We start from the raw sequence: 20,625 nt of genomic DNA on the forward strand, positions 1-20,625 counted from the left end.
CCTTATATGATTAAACTATAATCTTTAATCAGTTTGCTGCTGAAATGACGGCTTCAACAACTACCACATACCCATTATTTCGCTTGGTACATTGTAGTTTTTCTGATTCCATCATTTTAAATAATCACTCCTTAAAGCGATTCACGGTAGGCAAATGATATTTACGCATAAGAAATCATTACTCTAACACATAGTGGAAAGCTACCCATTCGTCTTTCTCACTCTTATATTTTGTACCAAACCATATTCCATCCTCTGTATAAGAGTCGGGGAATGCTTTCACTACTTTAATCACATTAGTGGTTGGATTTATACTACTACCATTACCTCCATCCTGAATAAGAGTGTTAGCTCCTCCAAGGGTAATTTCATTGTTAGTTTCATCAATAGTGAAGCTGCTTGTGGTAATAACACCTTTCTGGCTTAAGGTATAGGTCTGATTTCCGTCATATTGCTCAAACCTTATCCATGAATTAGCAGCAGCAGCGGCCCAATTATCATTCCACCCCCAATCATAGGAATCTGATGCCTTTGATGTCCATCCGTTTCCTCCAACGATCCAATCTACAGGATTACCTTTTCCATCCAGTCTCCATACTCGGCCTGATGCCTCTCCACCTGTAAGCATTGATAATAATTCACCAGATTTTAATTTCGGATCAAAGCCTTTATCTGGCCCTGTAGGCTCTGGCACATAATTTTCTGCGTACTCTTTAGATACATAGTTCATTATATACCACCAAGGACCTTCAGAGTTAGTTCTTAAAACAGCAATACGCAACTGATTCTCCGTAAGCTCTAAAATATTAAGATCATTCGTCCAGTTAGATGCATTATCTATAAAAGAGGCTACCCGCACAATAGTTGCTCCACTAGTTGACAAAGTGTGATTATCAGGATTGAAGGTAAACACTCCTGATTCATTGCCACCAGGTTCATTAGGTTTTACTGTAGTAAACTGTGCACCTCCTATTAAAGCGAATGTCATTTCAGCCTGCAAATCTTCTTCAGTTTGTCCTTCAACAGACTCACGATCCCAATTAGTCTTATAATTCCCCCACACTTGTTCTCTTCCAGGATCCGCATAAGATATAGGCCCAACTCCCAAACCATACTTACCATTATCTAAAATCCATGTTTTAGAGTTACCTGCACCTCCAGTTAAGGCCTCCCATAAAGGCCCACTGACATAAGCAAGGTTGTCGGTTGCTACATTTACGACAACAGTATCTCCTACTGTTAAACCTCCTTGCCCCTGAGCTGCATAACAAAATTTATAAGTTCCTGAAAAGGGCAGTAAAACAGTGTCAACAAGTGCACGTGAGACTCCATTAGGCGTACTCCAGAAAGGAATAACATCTGGAGTGAAACTTTTTAGTATCACCATGTTATTGTTGCCTGGTTGCGGAGTTATTTCATATTTAAGAGTGCTCTTATCTATAGTATTGCCCAAGTCATTCGAATCGTCCTGGCAAGCTATTATCAATGCCGGAAATAGTACCAGGCAAAAGATAAATATTTTGAAATTTTTCATGTCATCAAATGTTTTGTGTAGAATTACCAACCTGTATTTTGCTTTAGAACCCCTCCTGATAAAGTAATTTGAGTATTCGGAATTTGCTGCAGGCCTTGCGTTTCCAAAATTTCACTTTGGTTAATCACCTTCTTAGTTTCTTTTCCTCCATTTAGTACCGTAGTAGATGTAGCTAGCTTTTGTGCAGCATAATTTACCCCTTGGCGCAATAAATCCCAGTAACGAATACCTTCAAAAGCTAACTCAAGCCTTCTTTCTTCAATGATATTATCTTTAGTAACTGTGAGTGTAGTGAAGTCATCCTGATAGGCTCGTCTCCTCACTTCGTCAAAATAGCTCTGAGCATTTGGGCTACCTAGTTCTGCTGCCATTAGTAAAACATCAGCATATCTTATTGCAACAAAATCCTGAAATTGACTTATTTGAAATAGTCCTTGTCCTAAACCTTCTACTACACTAGAGCCATCTTTATTACTCATAGGACTATACTTTTTCACATAATACCCGGTATATTCTCTTTGATTTTTTAGTTTCTCAAAATTGATTCCTTCATCCTTAATAGAGATTATAGAGGCCTCTCTTCTGGTATCATTTTCATCATAAGTATTCCAAAACTCTGGAGTAACAGTGGCTGCTCCCCAACCTTGACCATAAGGGTAAACGGATTGCTCCCTAATACCCAACATAACCTTCCAGTGATTACCATCTGTATTGCCATTATAATCACTAGTGTAAGTATACCTTATGGAGAAAATAGTTTCTTGATTATGTTCACCTGCATATTGATCTAAAGAAGCTGCTGGCCATAATTCCGAGAAATTTTCCAGTAGTGAATAGCCTCCATTCTGAATGACATCTTCCAAATAAGCTAAGGCCTCAGCTTTGGTAATTACTCCTGCCAGATCTGTTTTTTTATAGTAACCTGTATAAAAAAGATACACTCTACCTATCAAAGCTTCAGCGGCATACTTAGTTACTCTACCAAATTCCTCATCAGCTTGAGCTGGATAAGAAATAGCATCTAAGTTATCTGCTGCAAACTTCAAATCATCTGCTATAGCTTTATAAACTTCATCAGGAGAAGACTGAGGTATATTTTCTGTTGAAGGAGCTAATAAAAGAGGTATATGACCCCATAACCTTACCATATCAAAATATAAGTACGCTCTGATAAACCTGGCTTCTGCCTCATATTGAACACGGAGATCTTCATTATTTTTCCAATCAATTTGCTCCATGTATTGAAGTAGTGTATTACAACGATAAACCGCAGCATAGTAAGCAATCCAGGTATCATCGAATATATTTTGATTAGGAGACCTGCTATTATCAAACTCATCTAACAGCTGATAATCATAATTATCTGAGTTTCCTGTACCACCAAAACAGTTATCAGAAAATATAGTTACCGCCACTGGTAAAGCTACTCCTCTATTATAGACTACTTGCAATCCATCATAGCAGCCTACTAGCGCAGTGTATGCATCATTAGGCGTTTGATAAAAATTCTGTTCAGTGAGATCAGTGATTGGCTCCACATCAAGATAGTCTCCGCAAGAGCTTACCAAAAACATGGCAAAAGCTAATATGTATATATTTAATTTTTTCATTTTGATCATGTTTTAAAATTCAAGATTTACTCCTACCATATAAGTTCTTGGCCTAGGATAGTAGCCTAAATCAATACCCGAAGAAAAGGCTCCTATTTGATCACCACTACCATCTATTCCGTAGCCTACTTCTGGATCCATGCCACTGTATCTTGTAAAGGTATGTAGGTTTAAAACTGAGAAATAAAGTCTGGCCTTTTTCACTTTATCTGTTTTGATAAGATCAGTAAAATTATAGCCCAGGGTTATGTTGCTGATTCTAAGAAAGTCGCCATCATGGATGTAAAGATCTGTGAAACGAGTAAAGTTCTCAGAAGTTTGAGTAACACGAGGCATATCATTAGAAGTACCTTCTCCATGCCACCTGTCTAATATAGCGGTAGTATAATTAGAAAACTGATTGGCCTGGTTTCTATAAGATTGTACTATCTGATTGCCTGCTACTCCTGAAGCAAGTACAGAAAGATCAAAACCTTTATAATCTGCAGATAAATTGATACCAAAGGTGTAATTAGGATTAGGGTCTCCTATCTTAGTTTTATCTAATTCATTAATAACTCCATCTCCATTCTGATCTACAATCCTTAGGTCTCCTGGCTGCGCTGTAGGTTGAATAAGTGTTCCCTCATTAGAAATATAAGAGCTTACCTCGCTTTCATTTTGGAAAATACCATTGGTTTCATAACCCCAAAAATATCCGATCGGATAACCACTTTGTGCTCTGTAAAACTCTAGGGAGTTATCAAAAAGTTGATTTTTTTCGCCATGAATTATCCCATCAGAAGTAGGTATATTTCCAACTTCATTTTTATTATAAGCTCCGTTTACACTAACGTTATAGTTAAAATCACCGACATTATCTCCATAAGATAAGGCTAATTCAATACCCTTGTTAACCACATCTCCACCGTTAATAAATGGTGCCTGGGCTCCCGCTGTTGCTAATACCGGGGCTGGTATTAGCCAGTCTTTTGTAACCTTACGATACCAATCAAAATTAACGCTAAGCTTACCAGACATTAATCTAGCATCAAAACCTATATCTGTCTGCTCAGAGGTTTCCCATTTAATATCTTGGGAAGCAAGCCTCTTTGGATAAGCACCAGGAGTAAGCACTCCTTCTTCTTCACCGAACGTATAATTAGTCTTTTCTATAACTATAGGAACAAGGTATTGAAAAGGAGGTATGCTTTGATTCCCTACTCTTCCCCAACTAGCTCTTAACTTTAATGAGTTTAACCAATCTGCATCAGCTAAAAAATCTTCGTTGGTAACCATCCACCCTGCTGATAGACTTGGAAAATATCCCCATCTATGACCACTGGCAAAGTTAGAAGAGCCATCTGCTCTAAAAGTAGCATTGAATATATAGGTTTCTTTGTAGTTATAGCTTACACGTCCAAAATAGGATAATCTTCTATTTTCAACTTCCGGACTTCCACTTAAAGTGATGGCATCTCCTCCTTTATTGGTGGCATTTGTAAGCCATGCATATTTTAAATCTTTAAGAATTAAGTCCTTATTAGTTCCATATATATTCGATCCTGAAAATTTATAGGCAGAAGTTCCAAGCATAAACTTGAAATCATGCATATCATTTAGGTTAAGATCATATGACAATAGATTATCCCATAAAAGGCTTTTTCCTTTACCCATTGATTGAGTTACTGATGCAGTTCTGCTAAATGTAAAGGAAGACAACTGAAACTCAGGTGAAAACGACCGATCTTCATAAGCATAATAATCCACACCTAAACTAGTTCTGAATTTCAAGTTTTTGATAGGCTCTACTTCAAGATAAACATTCCCTAATAACTTCTGATCATTGTTATCATTTTGATTTTCATAAACCATTTGTGCATAAGGATTAGCTTCCCCTGAGTACCACTCAGAACCTGAGTTATCCCAGAAGTTACCATCATTATCATACATAGGCACGAAAGGGCTAGTATTGAATGCGGAACGCAATGCGTTATTATATTGGTCACCTACTCCTATACCATGATCATTGGTATAAGAAAAGGTTAGATTTTCACCAAAAGTGAGTAAACCATCAAACAATTCATGCTCTGAATTAAACCTAAAGCTATATCTCTCATATGATGAAAGATCTTTACCACCTACAACACCATCTTGAGAGGTGTATGACAAAGAAGAAGAATATACTGATTTTTCGCTTCCTCCTGTGAGCCCTAGCGCGTAATTTTCAGTAATGGCATCATCCACAAACATTTCATCCATCCAGTCTGTGCCTGAGCCCATACTATTTATTTCCCCTGGCGTAAAATAGGGTGAATTACCAGAGTTAATAGCTTGCTCATTCATAATAGTGGCATACTCTTTTGCATTAAGCATGTCAATTTTATTTGGCACTTGTTGTACGCCATAGTAAGCATCAAAAGTAATCCTGGAACTTCCAGCCCTTCCTTGCTTGGTGGTAACTAATACCACTCCATTAGCTGCCTGAGAACCATAGATTGCAGCTGAAGCGGCATCCTTTAATATATCAATTGACTCAATATCAGCTGGATTTAAATAAGAGATATCAGAAGTAAGCACTCCATCTACTACATATAAAGGTGATGAGTTACCTACTGTACCAAGCCCTCTGATAGTTACATTTAACCCTGCGCCAGGCTGCCCTGAAGTGGAGGATATCTGCACACCGGCCGACTGCCCTTGCATTCCTTGTAAGGCATTGGTAGTACTTAGCCTTTGTATGTCCTCTCCTTTTACTTGAAGGTTTGCTCCTGTATTCAAAGATTTCTTCTGAGTACCGTAACCTATCACCACTACTTCTTGAAGCTCGGTAACGTCTTCTTCCAAGTTAATATTTATCTGAGTTCTTCCATTAAGAGAGACTTCCTGAGTGGCATAGCCAATAAATGAAAACACAAGTGTTTCATTACCAGTGGCTACCTCAAGTGAATAATTACCTTCGATATCAGTGGTGGTACCTTTAGTAGTACCTTGTACCACCACACTTACACCAGGTACGCTCTCGCCTCCTGCTGTAACTTTCCCCCGCACGGTGTGCTGGGCATATGCCATTTCACAAAAGCAAAATAGCAATAACATAAGTAGTATTTTTTTCATTGTGTTTTAAGTTAAGTTGTTACTTGGCTGCAAAGCACTGTGAGTTCACAAACGTTTGCAGCTGTTAGCTTAAAAAGACTCATCAACGTGCCCGGATGCTTGGGTACATCCGAACACTTCAATTTTTAAAAATTTGTAGTTTAGTTATTAGGGTTATAATTTAAAACCGCCTTCTCAGGCGCATTCAATTACCTGTATCAAATTTTAACCTTCACCTCTGCTCCAGTATACTGGATAGTTTGCTGAGGCTGTTGATCAAAATTGAGTTCTTTAGCATTTGACTTATCAATAGCGATGATATGGAAAGTTCTCTCCTGTAGCATACCGTCAAATGATCCGTTGCGCGTGCCTATCGTAAGGGTGTTTGTAGCATTCTCATAACTGAATGAGATTTTACTAAACCTCCCTTGTTCGTAGTTATAGTTAATGTTTTCGTCTTCATAGAGTTCAAAGCTGCCATTGGCTCCTTTGTACACATAAAGTGTAATAGGATCAGCAGGTTTTTCGGTAGTATATTCTATCTCCGGTCCGAAGGGAAGAATGGCTCCTGCTTTTACGAAAATCGGCATTCTCTCATAAGGAGCATCAGCTTCCATAGTTTGGCCTCCTTCATAGAATTTACCACTGTACAGATCATACCATCCGTTTGACTTAGGTAGGTATAACTCTCTGGATGTAGCCTTGTATTCTGTAACAGGGTTGATTAGCAAGCTTGGGCCAAACATAAACTGGTTAGCGATGTCATATACTTCTTTATCGTCATTAAAGTCCATCACTAAAGCTCTCATAATGGTGTAGTCATCAAAGTGAACTTTACCGGCTAATGAGTAGATGTAAGGCATAAGCCTGTATCTCAGCTTATTATAATAAACAATTGACTTATAAGCAGGGTGACTTTCAGGAGCAATGTTGTATACTTCTCTGTAAGGAAACTGACCATGTGCTCTATAAAGAGGCGTAAAGGTTCCGAACTGATACCATCTGGCATTGAGTTCTCTCCATTCATTTAAGGCTTCGCCTTGTGGTGCCGGTCTGTCATATTTGTTTTCTACAAAGAAGCCTCCTATGTCTGTAGTCCAGTAAGGTAAACCGGAAAGACCGAAGTTAAGCCCTCCAGGTATTTGTCTTTCCATTTCACCAAAGGTAGACGCAATATCACCACTCCAGGTAGCTGCACCATAATGCTGCAGCCCTGCAAAAGCCGAACGTGTCAAAATAAATACCCTTTGATTAGGATTCTCCTCCCTTTGCCCTTCATAAATTCCTTTTGCATTCATTAGTGAATAAGCATTGAAATAATCAGTAGCTGAGCCCAAGTGGTTGGGGTTCATTAACTCTTTTCTATACTCAATAGTAGCATTAGAAAGAATATCTGGCTCGGTAGCATCTAGCCACCAGGCATCTACTCCTTTAGAAAATAGATTTTTGCTCAGCAGCTCCCAAAATGCTTTTCTTCCTTCTGGGTTATAGGCATCGTAGAAAGTAGACACGTAGCCCTGACCAATCCAGTCTTTTACACTGTCTTCTATACTCTTTTTATAGAGAAGGCCTTTTTCATCTAAAAATTTATAGTTATCAATGCCTTCATAGAATTTAGGCCAAACAGAAATCATGAAGTGAGCATTATATTTCTCATGGATTTCTTTAATCATACCATTAGGATCAGGGAAACGCGTGGCGTCAAACTTTTGACTACCCCACTGATCTTCTTCCCAGTATGACCAGTCTAGCACAATGTTATCAAGAGGAATGTTTCTTTTTCTGAATTCTTTTACCGCATTAAGTACCTCTTCCTGAGTTTTGTAGCGTTCTCTACTTTGCCAGAATCCAAGGGCCCATTTAGGCATAACCTGAGCAGAACCAGTTAATTTTCTGTAACCGCTTATTACCTCATCAAGATTATTTCCATGAACAAAGTAGTAGCTGGTGAGGTCTCCCCCTTCCGAAGCAAAAGCAAATTTATCCTTCATTTGCTCCTCTACAGGAGGCAAATACCTTAATGCAAGATAGGAAACACCTCCATCAGGAATCCATTCTATTTTAATCGATTGTTTTTGCCCCGACTGCAGTGAGTAGGTAAATAAAGCAGGGCCGGGGTTCCAGGCTTCACGCCATTTATCAAGCAGTAATTCTCCGTTAATCCATACTTTCACATATCCTGCACCAGGCATAAGAAAAGTATGCTTACCGGTTTTGTCACTTTCAATAGCACCTTCCCAAACAATTTTGGCTTTAGACATATCATAATTTTCAGGAAGTGGCTCCATACTTTCCAGAAACTCATAAGCTATCTTGTTTTCATTTCTAACTAAAAAAGGTTTTTTACTATCATCCAGGAAACCATATGTAGCTGTAAGATTATCTTTTTCACCATCTTTATTATACAAGGTTAAATCTGATAATTCTTTATATGGCCTTACATCTCCAAATTTAGTAATAGAGTAATTATCCCATAGTAAACCATACTCTTTGCTAGAAACCACAAAGGGCACCACAGCAGTAGAGTTATACTGAGTGAGATCTACCTGATATCCTTTATAATTCATTACTCCTTCCTGATGCTGACCTAAGCCATAAAAAGCTTCGCTATCATCCGTGCTGAAATATTTCACAAACTTGTAATCATCCTCTTCTGAGGTCACCCCGCTTACTTCACTAACTATTTCATTTCCCTCTTTATCAAAGAAAGCTACCGCTCCTGTTTTAGGATCGATTTTAACTCTTAGCTTGCTGGTGGAGATGATTAGGTTGTTCTCTTCCTCTACAAGTTCCCAATCTTTAGAAGTCTCTTTATTTACTATAATAAGACTTTTGTCTTCGGGCATTTCCTTCTCAGGAGTAGAGGCTACCTGAATAATTTCATCAGATATCACTTTCACTTTTAGGCATTGTGCATCTCCCTCTTTAGTAGGCGAGAGTTTCAATACAATACCATCAGATAGTTTTTCGTAATTACTTTCTTCAGAGTCTACCGAGGTGCAAGACACTAGGTGGAAACATAGCAGAAAGACTAATACACTAGACTTAATTAATTTCATTGATCGTTTACTCATAATGTGGGTATCGCTATTACCTGCAATCATCAATCGATTGCAGGAGCCAATGTATAAAGAATAGTGTATTTAAGGGGGTATCAAATGTTTCAAATGTAGGCTCAAATGGTTAACAGAGCCTTTAAAGGGTTTTAAGATGCATTTTCCCCTGCCTGATAGAAAAATCTACCCTTGTTATTTATTATGCTGTTCTGCGTAAGTAGATGGTAGCACATCGTACTCCATTTTGAAGTATTTACTAAAGTACTTTCTATTGTTGAAGCCTACCTGGTAAGCCACTTCGGCTACTGTAAGCTGACTCTTTCTTAAGAATTGGGCGGCACGTTGTAGCCTTATTTTTCTGATGAATTCCACCGGGGTTTTGCCGGTAAGAGAGACCATCTTTTTATAGAGGTGTGTTCTGCTCATACCCAGCTCTCTGCTCAGCATCTCTACTGAGAGATCGGGATTAGAAATGTTTTCCTCTACTACTTTAATAGCTTGCTGTATCAGCTTGTCGTCTAAGGATATGATGTCTACTTCGCTGGTCTCCACAGTAATTTTCTTAGTGAAGGCCTCTTGCATGGCTTGGCGCTGTTGTATCAGGTTTTTTATTCGTGAAAGCAATATCTCAAAGTTAAATGGCTTAGTGATATAATCATCTGCCCCTACATTGAGCCCTTTCAGTTTTTTATCATTATTACTATGAGCCGTAAGCAATACAAAAGGAATGTGTGAGGTACGGTTATCCGCTTTTACCTTTTCACACAGCTCCATGCCGTTCATCTCGGGCATAGAGAGATCACTCACTATCAAATCTGGCAGTGCAGACAATGCCTTTTGCCACCCTTCTTTACCATTTTGGGCTTCTAATATTTTAAAGTGAACGCCCAGGTTATCTTTTAAATAAAACCGAAAATCTTCATTATCCTCCACTAATAGCACCAAAGGAGTATCTTGGGTATGCGAAGCTATACCATGGATAACATCGCTAAGGTTAGCCTTTTCTAATGGTTTTTCTTCTTGATGAGTCTGCCTAACCACTTTTACAGGAATACGAACGGTAAACACAGTGCCTTTGCCCAGCTCACTATCTACATGTATAGTACCGCCATGTATTTTTACAAATTCCTTGGTAATAGCTAAACCTATACCACTGCCCTGGTTAAGCACACTGCCAGGAGTATCGCTCCTGAAAAAGCGTGTGAAAATTTTATTTTGTTGCTCCTTACTAATTCCAATACCTGTGTCTGAAATACGAATTTGTAATACTTTAAGCTCTTCTATGTCTTTATCACTATCCCATGAGCTTACTTCCACATGTACTTTTCCTTTTTCGGGGGTAAACTTAAATGCATTAGAAAGTAGATTAAACAACACTTTTTCCAGCTTGTCCATATCAAAAGAAGCAAAGAAATCACTGGTAGTGCTGTCAAAAGTGAGCTCAATATTCTTATTTTCAGAAAGGTCTGAAAAAGACTTAACGGACTCCTCTACAAACCTTACTATATTGCCTTCGGAAGGATGTAAGCCTATAGTATCTACCTCTAGCTTCCGGAAATCGAGTAACTGATTCACCAAGTTCAATAACCTCTTGGCATTTCTATGGATCATCTGTAACTGGCGGCTTTGCATATCGTCCTTACCGCTTCCTAAGAGCTTCTCCAGCGGAGCCAGTATAAGTGAAAGCGGTGTTCTAAACTCATGACTTACATTAGTGAAAAAGCGGATTTTTAGTAAATCAAGCTCATGCATTTGCCTGGCCTCTCGGCGCTCCTGTTCTATCTGAAACTTGAGTCTTTCCCTCCTCAGCATCATTTTCCGGCCAAGGTATAACGCAGCCAAAACTAATAAGGTGTAAACAGTATATGCCCAAGCTGTTTTCCAGAAAGGAGGCCTTACTTTTATATTCAGACTAGTTCCCTTTTCGTTCCAAAAGCCATCATTATTAGAAGCAAGAACCCTAAAAGTATAATTACCTGGGTCAAGGTTAGTGTATGTTACCCGGTGAGATGAAGTTACGCGCCATTGCTTATCAAAGCCTTCTAGCTTATAGCGATATTTATTTTTACCGGGGTGCAAAAAATTTAAGGCAGCAAATTCGATAGAAAACACATTTTCATAGTGCTTTAGGGTAACCTGATCAGTATAAGACAGTGCTTTGTTGAGTAAGATTCTTCCATTCTGCTTTTCACCTACTTCTACCTTTTCGTTAAAGAGGTGAAAACCCGTAAAAACTACTTCTGGTATGTCTTTATTTACTTCTATCTCGGCAGGGTCAAATACATTAAAACCATTAGGCCCTCCAAAAAACAACATGCCATCAGTTGTTTTTAAAGCGGCATTTTCATTAAATACTTTGCTCTGTAAACCATCACTTTCATCATAATTGATAAATTTAGGAGCGTTAAGCGGCGCGCCATTTTCATTAACAATAATATGTGAGAGACCGTTAGGCGTGCTTACCCAAATGTTATGGTCATTATCTTCAAGAATAGTAAAAATAGTATTATGCGGTAAACCATCTACGGTGGTAAACAGCTTAGATAAGGCTCCTTTTTTACCATATACATGCAAGCCTTGCTGAGTTCCTACCCAGATTTGCCCTTTAGAATCTTTATGAAAACAATAAATAGTATTACTAGCCAGGCCTACAGAGTCTTTAGGTTCACTTTCTATGTGCCTTACCTTTTTGCTTTTAGGGTTGAAAATATCAATCCCATTTCCACCTCCAACCCAAATATTGCCATTATCATCCTCTTCCAGTGCTAAAATATAATTACTGTGTAAAGAATTTTGTGTCTTTAAGGTGTCTACCTGAAAATGCTCAAAGGCCTTTTTCTCTCGATTATATTTATCTAAGCCATGAGATAAGGTGCCGACCCACACATTACCTTTTGAGTCTTCCATAAGCTCCCAAATATTGTCATCAGAAATACTGGCTGCGTCATCATCGTCAGGCTCAAAACGCTCGAAATCATCTCCATTATAGGTATTTAAACCTCCCATATAAGTACCTACCCATAGCGTATGTTGTCTATCCAGCAGCATGCTTACTATTACATTGCTGCTAATACTTTTAGGGTCATTTGGATCTGCCTTATATTGTTTAAAGGTGTTTTTTTCTCTATCGAAATAGAGTAAGCCTCCTCCATTGGTGCCAATCCAAATATTACCTTTTTGATCTTCAACAAACCTATTCACATCATCAAAAGGTAAGCTTCCTGGCTCTGATACCAGGTTTTTATAATGACGAAAACGCTTGATACCCTTATGGTAAAAATTAACGCCATTTTTATAAGTTCCTACCCAGATGATATTATCTCTATCTTTATATAAGCAGTAAATACTGTTATGAGACAGGCTATTGTTCACCTCCGGATGGTGCTCAATGTATGTAACCTTATTCTTTTGTTTATCAATAATATTAATGCCTCCATGGTCAGTTCCCAGCCAAATTACGCCTGGCGACTCCTCCACTGCATCTATAACAAAATCGTTATTCAATCGCAGCTTTTCAGACGATTTGTTATAAGAAATCAAGCTTTTATTGGTGGGGTTATATTGATATACCCCTTTTCCATAACTTAAGAGGTAAATCCATAAATCGTCCATACTGTCTACCATGAACTCATAATTGATATTCATATTAGCATACTGAGCAAAAAGATCCTTATAAGTCTCTATTACCTGATGGCTGCTTTTATCTAGTTTTTGTAAAACACCATTGGTATGCATAATCCATACATCTCCTTGAGTGTTATAGCGCAGACAAGTCACATCATTAGTAGCTAACTTAGGGGGAGTAAGGTGGGTAGTTTGCTTATCAGAAGTATTATAACTGGTAATACCTCCTTTTTTATTTACAAACCAGTATGTATCACTATTATAAGTAGAAATATCCAGCACTTCTAAATTGGGCAGCCGATACTTCTTTAGCTCCGCCTCTCCCAAGTCATGAAATGTCTCCAATACCGGATCATAGATACTTATTCCCTGTTGTGTTCTTATCCAAATTTTACCTTCAGGATCTTCAAAAATAGCTTCTATGTGATTTCCTCGTAAAGAGGTTGAATCTCGTGGGTTGTTTCTAAATACTTTTAAAGCATATCCATTATAAAGATTAAGGCCATTGCCAGTGCCAATCCAGATAAATCCATTCCTGTCTTTAAACACACAATTAACCTCTCCATGGGTAAGGCCATCATTAGCATTTAATGATTCAAACTGATAAGGCAACGGTGCCTGAGCGTGAACACTAAATACCGTAACTATAAATAATACATTATATATGAGTAAAGCTGATATACTTTTCATTCACCACCTTAAAAAATGATATGCGAAATTATTAAAAATAGTTTACGCTAAAATTGAAGGATAAAAGAATTGAAAGCACCACTTCTCTTCTTCCTATCCATTAAGCCATGCTAAATTGGCTCTAGTATTATATTTTGGGTGGTAAATATAAATTATTAAGTCCTTTATTAAAATCAATACACAGACTATTATGATAACAGTCTGTGTATGAAAATTTTATACTAGAAATATTATTGGTTTTATTTTTTCAAAACTCTAAAAATAGTAATTCCATCAGCGCCTTGTACTTTCACCACATACATACCTCTTTCCCAATGGGTAGCATCAATTATGTAGCCTGACTCTGTCTTTTCCAAATCAAAATCTACCTGGTGTTGTGTATAATCAAAAGCTGAAATTTGCAATTCATCCGCCTCTGATTGTATAGTAAAGGTATTGATAACAGGGTTAGGAAATAGCTCGACCTGAGATGACTCTCTTTGAACAAATTCCATAGTATTTTGAGGTGAATTAGTATAAGTAACAAATAACTTAGCTGCTCCGGAAGCATCTCCCTCATAAGACTCCGCTATTCTCTTACCCTTTCCATTTAATATTAAGGCCATTGAATTATTAAACCTCCAATCTTCCAATGAAATTATTTCTTGCAAAACAGCACTCAAATCAGGAGTTCTTTGCTTGTCACCTGACTCTCCCACCACGTTCCAGGCAGGTATAGCCCATGTTACTTGCGCTGAAGTAACTGCCCTTGTAGATATTCGATTTTCACCTTCAAATGGCTGGGGTGATCCGCTTTTCTCTCCTTTTACTGTTACCTGAGTAGATTCTGATGATGTCTCATCTGTAGTAAACTGTACATAGGCATTCAATATTTCTGCTCCATTAGGAATACCTATCTGATTAAAACGAAGACCTATAGTTTGATTTCCTGTTAACCAATCATCATATACAAGCTCCAAATCGCTACTGTTATTATAAACCACTGTACTCCAACCTTCTTCAGCATCATCCTTTCCTGATGATATTTGAGCTGTCAGCTGAATTTGCGCTTCCTGTTTTACCTTTATTTTTGATAATAAAGAAGCCTTTGAAAGTCCCCGGTCATCAAAAGCTCTGGCTGTAACAAAATGATTGCCTATGGAGACGTTGTTCCATTCAAATTCATAAGGCCTGTTATTATCCTCTCCTATTTTTTTATCTCCATCATAAAATTCAACCTTAGCGATTAATCCATCGTTATCACTGGCTTCAGCCAATAAGTGGATAGAAGCATTTTTGCTATATATCGCATCCTTTTCTGGTGATATTAGCTTTACCTGAGGCGCATTATTGCTATTGTTACCTTCAATAAAAACCGGTGAAGAAATGGCTTCATCTCCATCTTCCTGCGTTATTTTTACGTAATAATATTCATTTTCAGATGTGGTTATTTCTTTAGTTAAATCCACTGAAGTGGTATTAGGGGCCCATTCATAAAAAAGAAGGCCATTTCTATACAGCTGCACTGCACTTATTTTTTCGTCTTCTTCATCAAAAGCTCTCACTCGAATCAATTGATTAGCCTCTTCAACAAGAGTACTGCCCATTTCTTCTCCACCGAGCTGAAAAGAAAGCACCAATGATCGATCTTCAGTAGAATAAAACCTTTTTGCCTGAAGGGCACTATATAATGCTTCTCGGCTCAACTCTGGAGCCAAAATAGCCATGGCCATGTCCGTCTCACCCCAAGAGGTACCATGGTGATCATGAGAACCCGAAGCGCCTATCTTCCAATTTCGGGTTAAGGCCTCATCAAAGTAGCTTAAACCCTCATCATCCAACTCATAGCCATCATTATAGTAATATTCTTCAAAACCTCGGCCTTTGTTCCATAGCTCCATTCCTACAAACTTATCATGAGGTGCAGTGTTAAAATGTTCAAATTCCACTCCATTATCCTCCCTGCCAGGATGGTTAAAAAAAGCTACACCGTCTTGTCCGTCCAGCCACTTTTTAAGGTCAGAAAAAGAAAAAGTATTAAGTACATTCACTAAATTATTGGTATTAAAAACGCTTACATGCCCGTAAAGAAGGTTACTAGACCACTCGAAGCCCCAAAAAGCCACAAACCGGCCTGTTTCGGTGTATTCATTAGCCGTATTTTTTAATCGGTTCCATTCAGAATTAGACATCTGAATGCCATGTTCTGACAGCCCCATAAAATCAAGCCCCGCTATATCTCTTCCATGTGTGTAAGCATCGACAGGAGTACCGGTACCATCAGAGTAGCTCGTATGATTATGCAGATGACCATAATAGACATTATAATCTCCCACAGACTGAGCAAGTGAAAGTGAGAACCTAAAAAGGGTAAAACAAAGAATAAGTAAAAGTGTAAAATTTTTCATTGGTAATTGGTTTTAGATTTACTACCTGAAGTTACACCCCTACTATTACCCCAGTTTTAGTGATTAATAAATTGTGAATTATGAAGCTACAGTTAATATTAACTAACTAATAATAAAAAGAGGACGCCTCAAATAATGAGACGCCCTCAAACCACTTCCTATGAATAAAAAACTATTTCAATTGAAAATCATCTATGTAAACTGCATTATCAGTCACTCCATAGTTTTTAATATAAACTTCATTAATTTGGGTAAGATCTATACTTGCATAATTACTAATTGGTATTTCTACCTCTTTATATTCTCCTTCTTTCACTGTAAAAGTGGATTCAGCTCTTCCCCCATTAGCGTCTAACAATTCAATAGCCATGCTATTACCTTCTGTTCCTGCCATTCCATATACAGATAAAACTATAGTGTTGAATTTATTAAAAACATCAACATCAGTAACTGGGTGTAATTGTATCGCTCCATAATCATTATTATATATAACTTTAATGGCTCTACTTCCAGTTTTCGGCTGTTCTGTATTAGCTGCATCTTTCAATTCGGTACCCCAACCATCCCAAAGCTGCCAATTAGCATTGAGGGCATCGTCATACACATAATATACTTCTGACACATTTAACGAAGCATTCACTTCAGATATCACTTCAAAATCATTGATCGTTTTATAAGTAAGCGCCCCACTCTTCGCATCTTTAGGTATAGTTACTACTATTTGTGTTGGAGATTTACTTATAAACTCTGTAATAGTTACCGCTGAAGCTTTGAAGGTGATACTTTTTATGAGGTCAAGATCTGTACCGGTTATGGTAACATCATCTTCCAACTCAGCCAATTCGGGAGCTATACTGGTAGTTACTGGCAATATAATACTTATTTCATCGGTGCTTTCTACCTCTACTGTAGACGGCATTATCAATTCTATACTACCACTAGTAGATGTAATTGGCACCTCTACAACTATAGAAGATTCTGACTGACTTATAAAATTACTTACTACAGAGTCATCAGGAAAACGAATGCCGCTCACCAAATCCAAATCCGTGCCCGTAACAGTGAGGTGATCAGCATGTTTCAGAGAAAGAGGCGAAATAGAACTAATAGTAGGTAATACTACTTCTAGTTCTTCATCCATCTCGATGGTTACAGGCTCTGTACCCCCAGAATATAAAGTGATGAGTCCCGTCTGAGCCTCAGGTGGCACTTTCACCACAAGCTCTGTCATGCTTTTACTTTCAAAATCAGTAACTGTGACATTGCTGGCAAACACTACACTTTCTACCCAGTTCATGTAATTACCTCTAAATGTAATGTTAGACCCTGGCTTTACAACAGAAGTAGAAAAGGAACTTACTTCTACAGGCACATTAAAACTAAGCTTAGTTTTAGTGGTAATCATACCCTCAGAAGTATGTAGTATGACATAACCTTCCTCCGTTTCTTTAGGAATAATCACCTCAATAACTTCATTAGATTGGCTTACAAATTCAGCTTTTGGTATCATAATGTCACCAGCCAGTTCCACGGTATCTACCCTATCTAAGTTATTACCTATAAACTGAACCTGTTCTCCATGCCGAACTCCCGATGGTCCAAAGCTAAGAAGCTCTACACCATTATCTACATCATCATCTTCACATGAGGGTAATAAAACCATCAAAAATAAATATGACAATATGAGACCTATTTTATTGCTAAATACTTTTTTCATGTCAATTTCTATTAATAATGATTTATTCCTTGTTTGGAACCACTCTTACGTTATCCATTCCAAAATTGAGATAAGATGGCACAGGGCCTGTGAAATAAAATGAAACCTGATACCCCATTTCATTATAGACAGGATTACCATTATTGAGCATAAATTCATTAAAAGGTATACTCACCGTTTGCCACTTGTCAGTAACATTAAAATTTGGAGCCCATATATAGTAATTCTTTTGCCTGGCTGCATCTAAACCTTCAGCATTACCTATGTACATTCTTAACTGAGCCCCAGACATATCTGAAATCGGATATACCTCAAATTTCAAACTATAACTACTTGGGGAATTAAAAGCATCTTTAGGTATATTAGAAGTAGCCTGCTCTATGGTACCTCCCTCACCTGTATATAACTCTATCCACCCCCAGGCTCCTATTGCTTGGTCTAATCGCACAAAATTTCCATTAATATTCTCAATAACGGGATCTTTCTCCTCTATAAAGCTCTGTCCTCCCCACCAGCCATTAAAATCGGTCTCTTCAGAACCCATAATAATATTTCTATCATCTCTAAACCAAAAACCTGACTCTCCCACTCCAAAACTAGACTCTATGGTAATAGGCCCTTTTTCTGCTCCTTCAGGGACTATCACATCTATAACCGTATTTTCTTCATTAATATTAATTACTTCTCCAGTAGCACCTCCAGAAAAGTCAACCTTAAGCGGCCCATAAAAATACTGTCCTCTTATTCTGGCAGTATCTCCTGCACTTACATATTCACTCATCATATTTCTCAAAACCGGCTCACTGATCTCTATGGAGAAATCATACATTAAAGAATCTCCGTTATCAAAAATCAGCTTAAGCTGATCAGTAATTACTTCGGGTAACTCTGCAGGTATAGTAGTGAGTATGGAGGTATTGGTAACGAAGGTGGGCAGCAATCCTGCCTTTTTATCATTAAACCAAACTTCTACTGTCTTATCCAGATTTTCACCCATAATAGCCACCATATTACTTTGGTAGCTGGCCACTAAAAGTGAGTCTGAAGAAGCAGGGTCAGTCATTCTTACAAATCTTATTCTTGGCTGCCCACCATTTACTTCATCATCATCAGAACAGCCGATGTACAAAGTGCTTACACACAGAATCATACAGATGTAGAGCCAATTGATATATACTGTTTTCATAATCTTCATCTCATATTATTCATTAAAATCATAAGGAACAGGGTCTTGCAGTAAATTTGGTGCTATACTTACCTCTACAGCTGGTAGTGGTATTTTAAAGTTTCCAGAACTAGCATTAAAACTGCGATTGTCATCCCATAGGGTCTTATAGATGGTCCATTCTGTAGGATTATCCACCTCATTGGGTTCAATAAAGTAAATGCCTCTATCTTGTAACTCTATAATTTTATATGCCTCCGTAGGATTATAATAATGTAAACGAACCAGGTCATACCAAATCATCCCTTCCATCGCAAACTCCTTCACTCTTTCCTCGAAAATATCCTTATAGGTTATTGAAGTAACACGCTCTCTGGTGGCTCTTTCATGAATACGATTAAAATACTCCAGCGCAGTACCATCTGTTGTGGATTCATTATTTCCCAGAACCGCTTCTGCATATATCAAGTATATCTCTGCCAAACGTAGCATGTAGGTGTCATGTGAATAAAACTGCTTGGTTCCCTCTTCAGGGTCTAACCGACCCACCACGTATTTCTTCACTGCAGCATAATTAAGCGCATTAGCTCCATCTCCTCCATTAAAAGGCACCTTATAACCTTCTTTCACATTAGCCCCATCTTGGTAGGCCAATTCATCATAAACCATCCCTGGCAACATAAATGTGGCCTTTAGTCGTGCATCTGCCGTATGTCCTTTCAACGTATCTCCTGATGGTGATATAGGATTGAAACCGTCATAAAGGCTGAGCATCCAGAAGGTAGCTCCTTTATCACCTCCCCAGCCGTCTCCGTTATTACCAAGCTCAGCATAATGAGTTAAATAGGCTGGTGTACTATTTTGTGTTCCCCATGAGTTAGCATCTACAAAAACCCACTGTAATGAAAATAATGACTCCGGATTATTATCATAAGGTGTGCGAAAAAGATCTGCATAATTAGTTAAAAGACTAGCACCACTCAGATTGATGACCCTATCAGCGAAATACTTAGCGCTATCAAGAAACGCTTGATCACGAGTTACGGTCCTTTCTTCTTGCAAGCCGTAGTTTTCAGGAACTCCGGCTCGTGTTAAGTAAGTTCTTGCCAGCATTCCCTCAGCTGCCCATTTAGTTACTCTTCCTTCTAATCTTGGTGTTTCGGGCAAATCTCTAGCGGCAGCTCTAAATTCATGAGTGATAAATTTCCAAACACTGCTCACTGTATTACGCTTCACATTATACGGATTATCAAGGATCTTAATATTATCAACAATAACCGGTACCTCCTCCCAGTTCATCACAAGGTAACGGTAAGCAAGTGCTCTCATAAAACGAGCTTCTGCTATACAGTGGGTCTTCATTTCTTCAGAAACATCCTCTGTAGCAAATTGATTGATGTTATATATCGTTACGTTGGCCTGGGCTACTACATTATAAAAAGCTCGCCAGGCGGCCACATTTTCAGGAGTATTAGCTGTGGTATTGAACTCCACATTTTCCCTGTCGTTATATGCACTATAAGCAGAGCCACCCCTAAAATCTCCTAAGTTATAAGAAGCTTTATCATTATAATCGAACCAACCTAAGTTGTACAATGGTGCTGTAGCAGCCAGCAGTTGATTATCATTCTGATAAAAGTTTTCGTCCACTACAGAGGCTTCTGGTGGTAATTCCAGAAAGTCATCAGAACAGCTCATAACTCCAATTGATAGTATAGCTGCCCAAAGAATATATAAGGTTTTCTTAGTTTTCATTTTTTTGATCTT

The 20,625-nt window shown here is 38.2% G+C and carries 9 protein-coding genes; all 9 read right to left on the minus strand.

The features are described from left to right. Positions 1 to 178: 178 nt before the first annotated feature. The gene (locus tag JL102_RS05630) at positions 179 to 1,534 is read right to left on the minus strand and encodes a hypothetical protein (protein ID WP_202243261.1); all 1,356 of its coding nucleotides are present in this window, start codon (positions 1,532 to 1,534) and stop codon (positions 179 to 181) included. 23 nt (positions 1,535 to 1,557) lie between these two features. Beyond that, positions 1,558 to 3,144: a RagB/SusD family nutrient uptake outer membrane protein gene (locus JL102_RS05635; protein ID WP_202243262.1), complete on the minus strand. Its 1,587-nt coding sequence runs from the start codon at positions 3,142 to 3,144 to the stop codon at positions 1,558 to 1,560. Positions 3,145 to 3,156: 12 nt separating this feature from the next. Then, positions 3,157 to 6,240 carry a SusC/RagA family TonB-linked outer membrane protein gene (locus tag JL102_RS05640; protein ID WP_202243263.1) on the minus strand — a complete coding sequence of 1,028 codons (3,084 nt, stop codon included), beginning with the start codon at positions 6,238 to 6,240 and terminating at the stop codon, positions 3,157 to 3,159. Positions 6,241 to 6,437: 197 nt separating this feature from the next. Next, positions 6,438 to 9,278, minus strand: a complete 2,841-nt coding sequence (locus JL102_RS05645; RefSeq protein WP_202243264.1) for a TIM-barrel domain-containing protein — start codon at positions 9,276 to 9,278, stop codon at positions 6,438 to 6,440. Between the two features lie 189 nt (positions 9,279 to 9,467). Continuing rightward, on the minus strand, positions 9,468 to 13,589 hold the full coding sequence (locus JL102_RS05650; protein WP_202243265.1) for a hybrid sensor histidine kinase/response regulator transcription factor: 4,122 nt from the start codon (positions 13,587 to 13,589) through the stop codon (positions 9,468 to 9,470). A 239-nt stretch (positions 13,590 to 13,828) separates the two neighbouring features. Continuing rightward, positions 13,829 to 15,976, minus strand: a complete 2,148-nt coding sequence (locus tag JL102_RS05655) for a CehA/McbA family metallohydrolase (protein ID WP_202243266.1) — start codon at positions 15,974 to 15,976, stop codon at positions 13,829 to 13,831. Positions 15,977 to 16,148: 172 nt separating this feature from the next. Next, positions 16,149 to 17,693, minus strand: a complete 1,545-nt coding sequence (locus JL102_RS05660) for an IPT/TIG domain-containing protein (protein ID WP_202243267.1) — start codon at positions 17,691 to 17,693, stop codon at positions 16,149 to 16,151. 22 nt (positions 17,694 to 17,715) lie between these two features. Beyond that, on the minus strand, positions 17,716 to 18,879 hold the full coding sequence (locus JL102_RS05665) for a glycan-binding surface protein (protein ID WP_202243268.1): 1,164 nt from the start codon (positions 18,877 to 18,879) through the stop codon (positions 17,716 to 17,718). Positions 18,880 to 18,894: 15 nt separating this feature from the next. Continuing rightward, complete coding sequence (locus JL102_RS05670) at positions 18,895 to 20,613, minus strand: RagB/SusD family nutrient uptake outer membrane protein (protein WP_202243269.1); 1,719 nt, start codon at positions 20,611 to 20,613, stop codon at positions 18,895 to 18,897. Positions 20,614 to 20,625 lie beyond the last annotated feature (12 nt).

Origin of the sequence: Fulvivirga sediminis, assembly GCF_016757215.1 — a bacterium.
GTDB classification, from domain to species: domain Bacteria; phylum Bacteroidota; class Bacteroidia; order Cytophagales; family Cyclobacteriaceae; genus Fulvivirga; species Fulvivirga sediminis.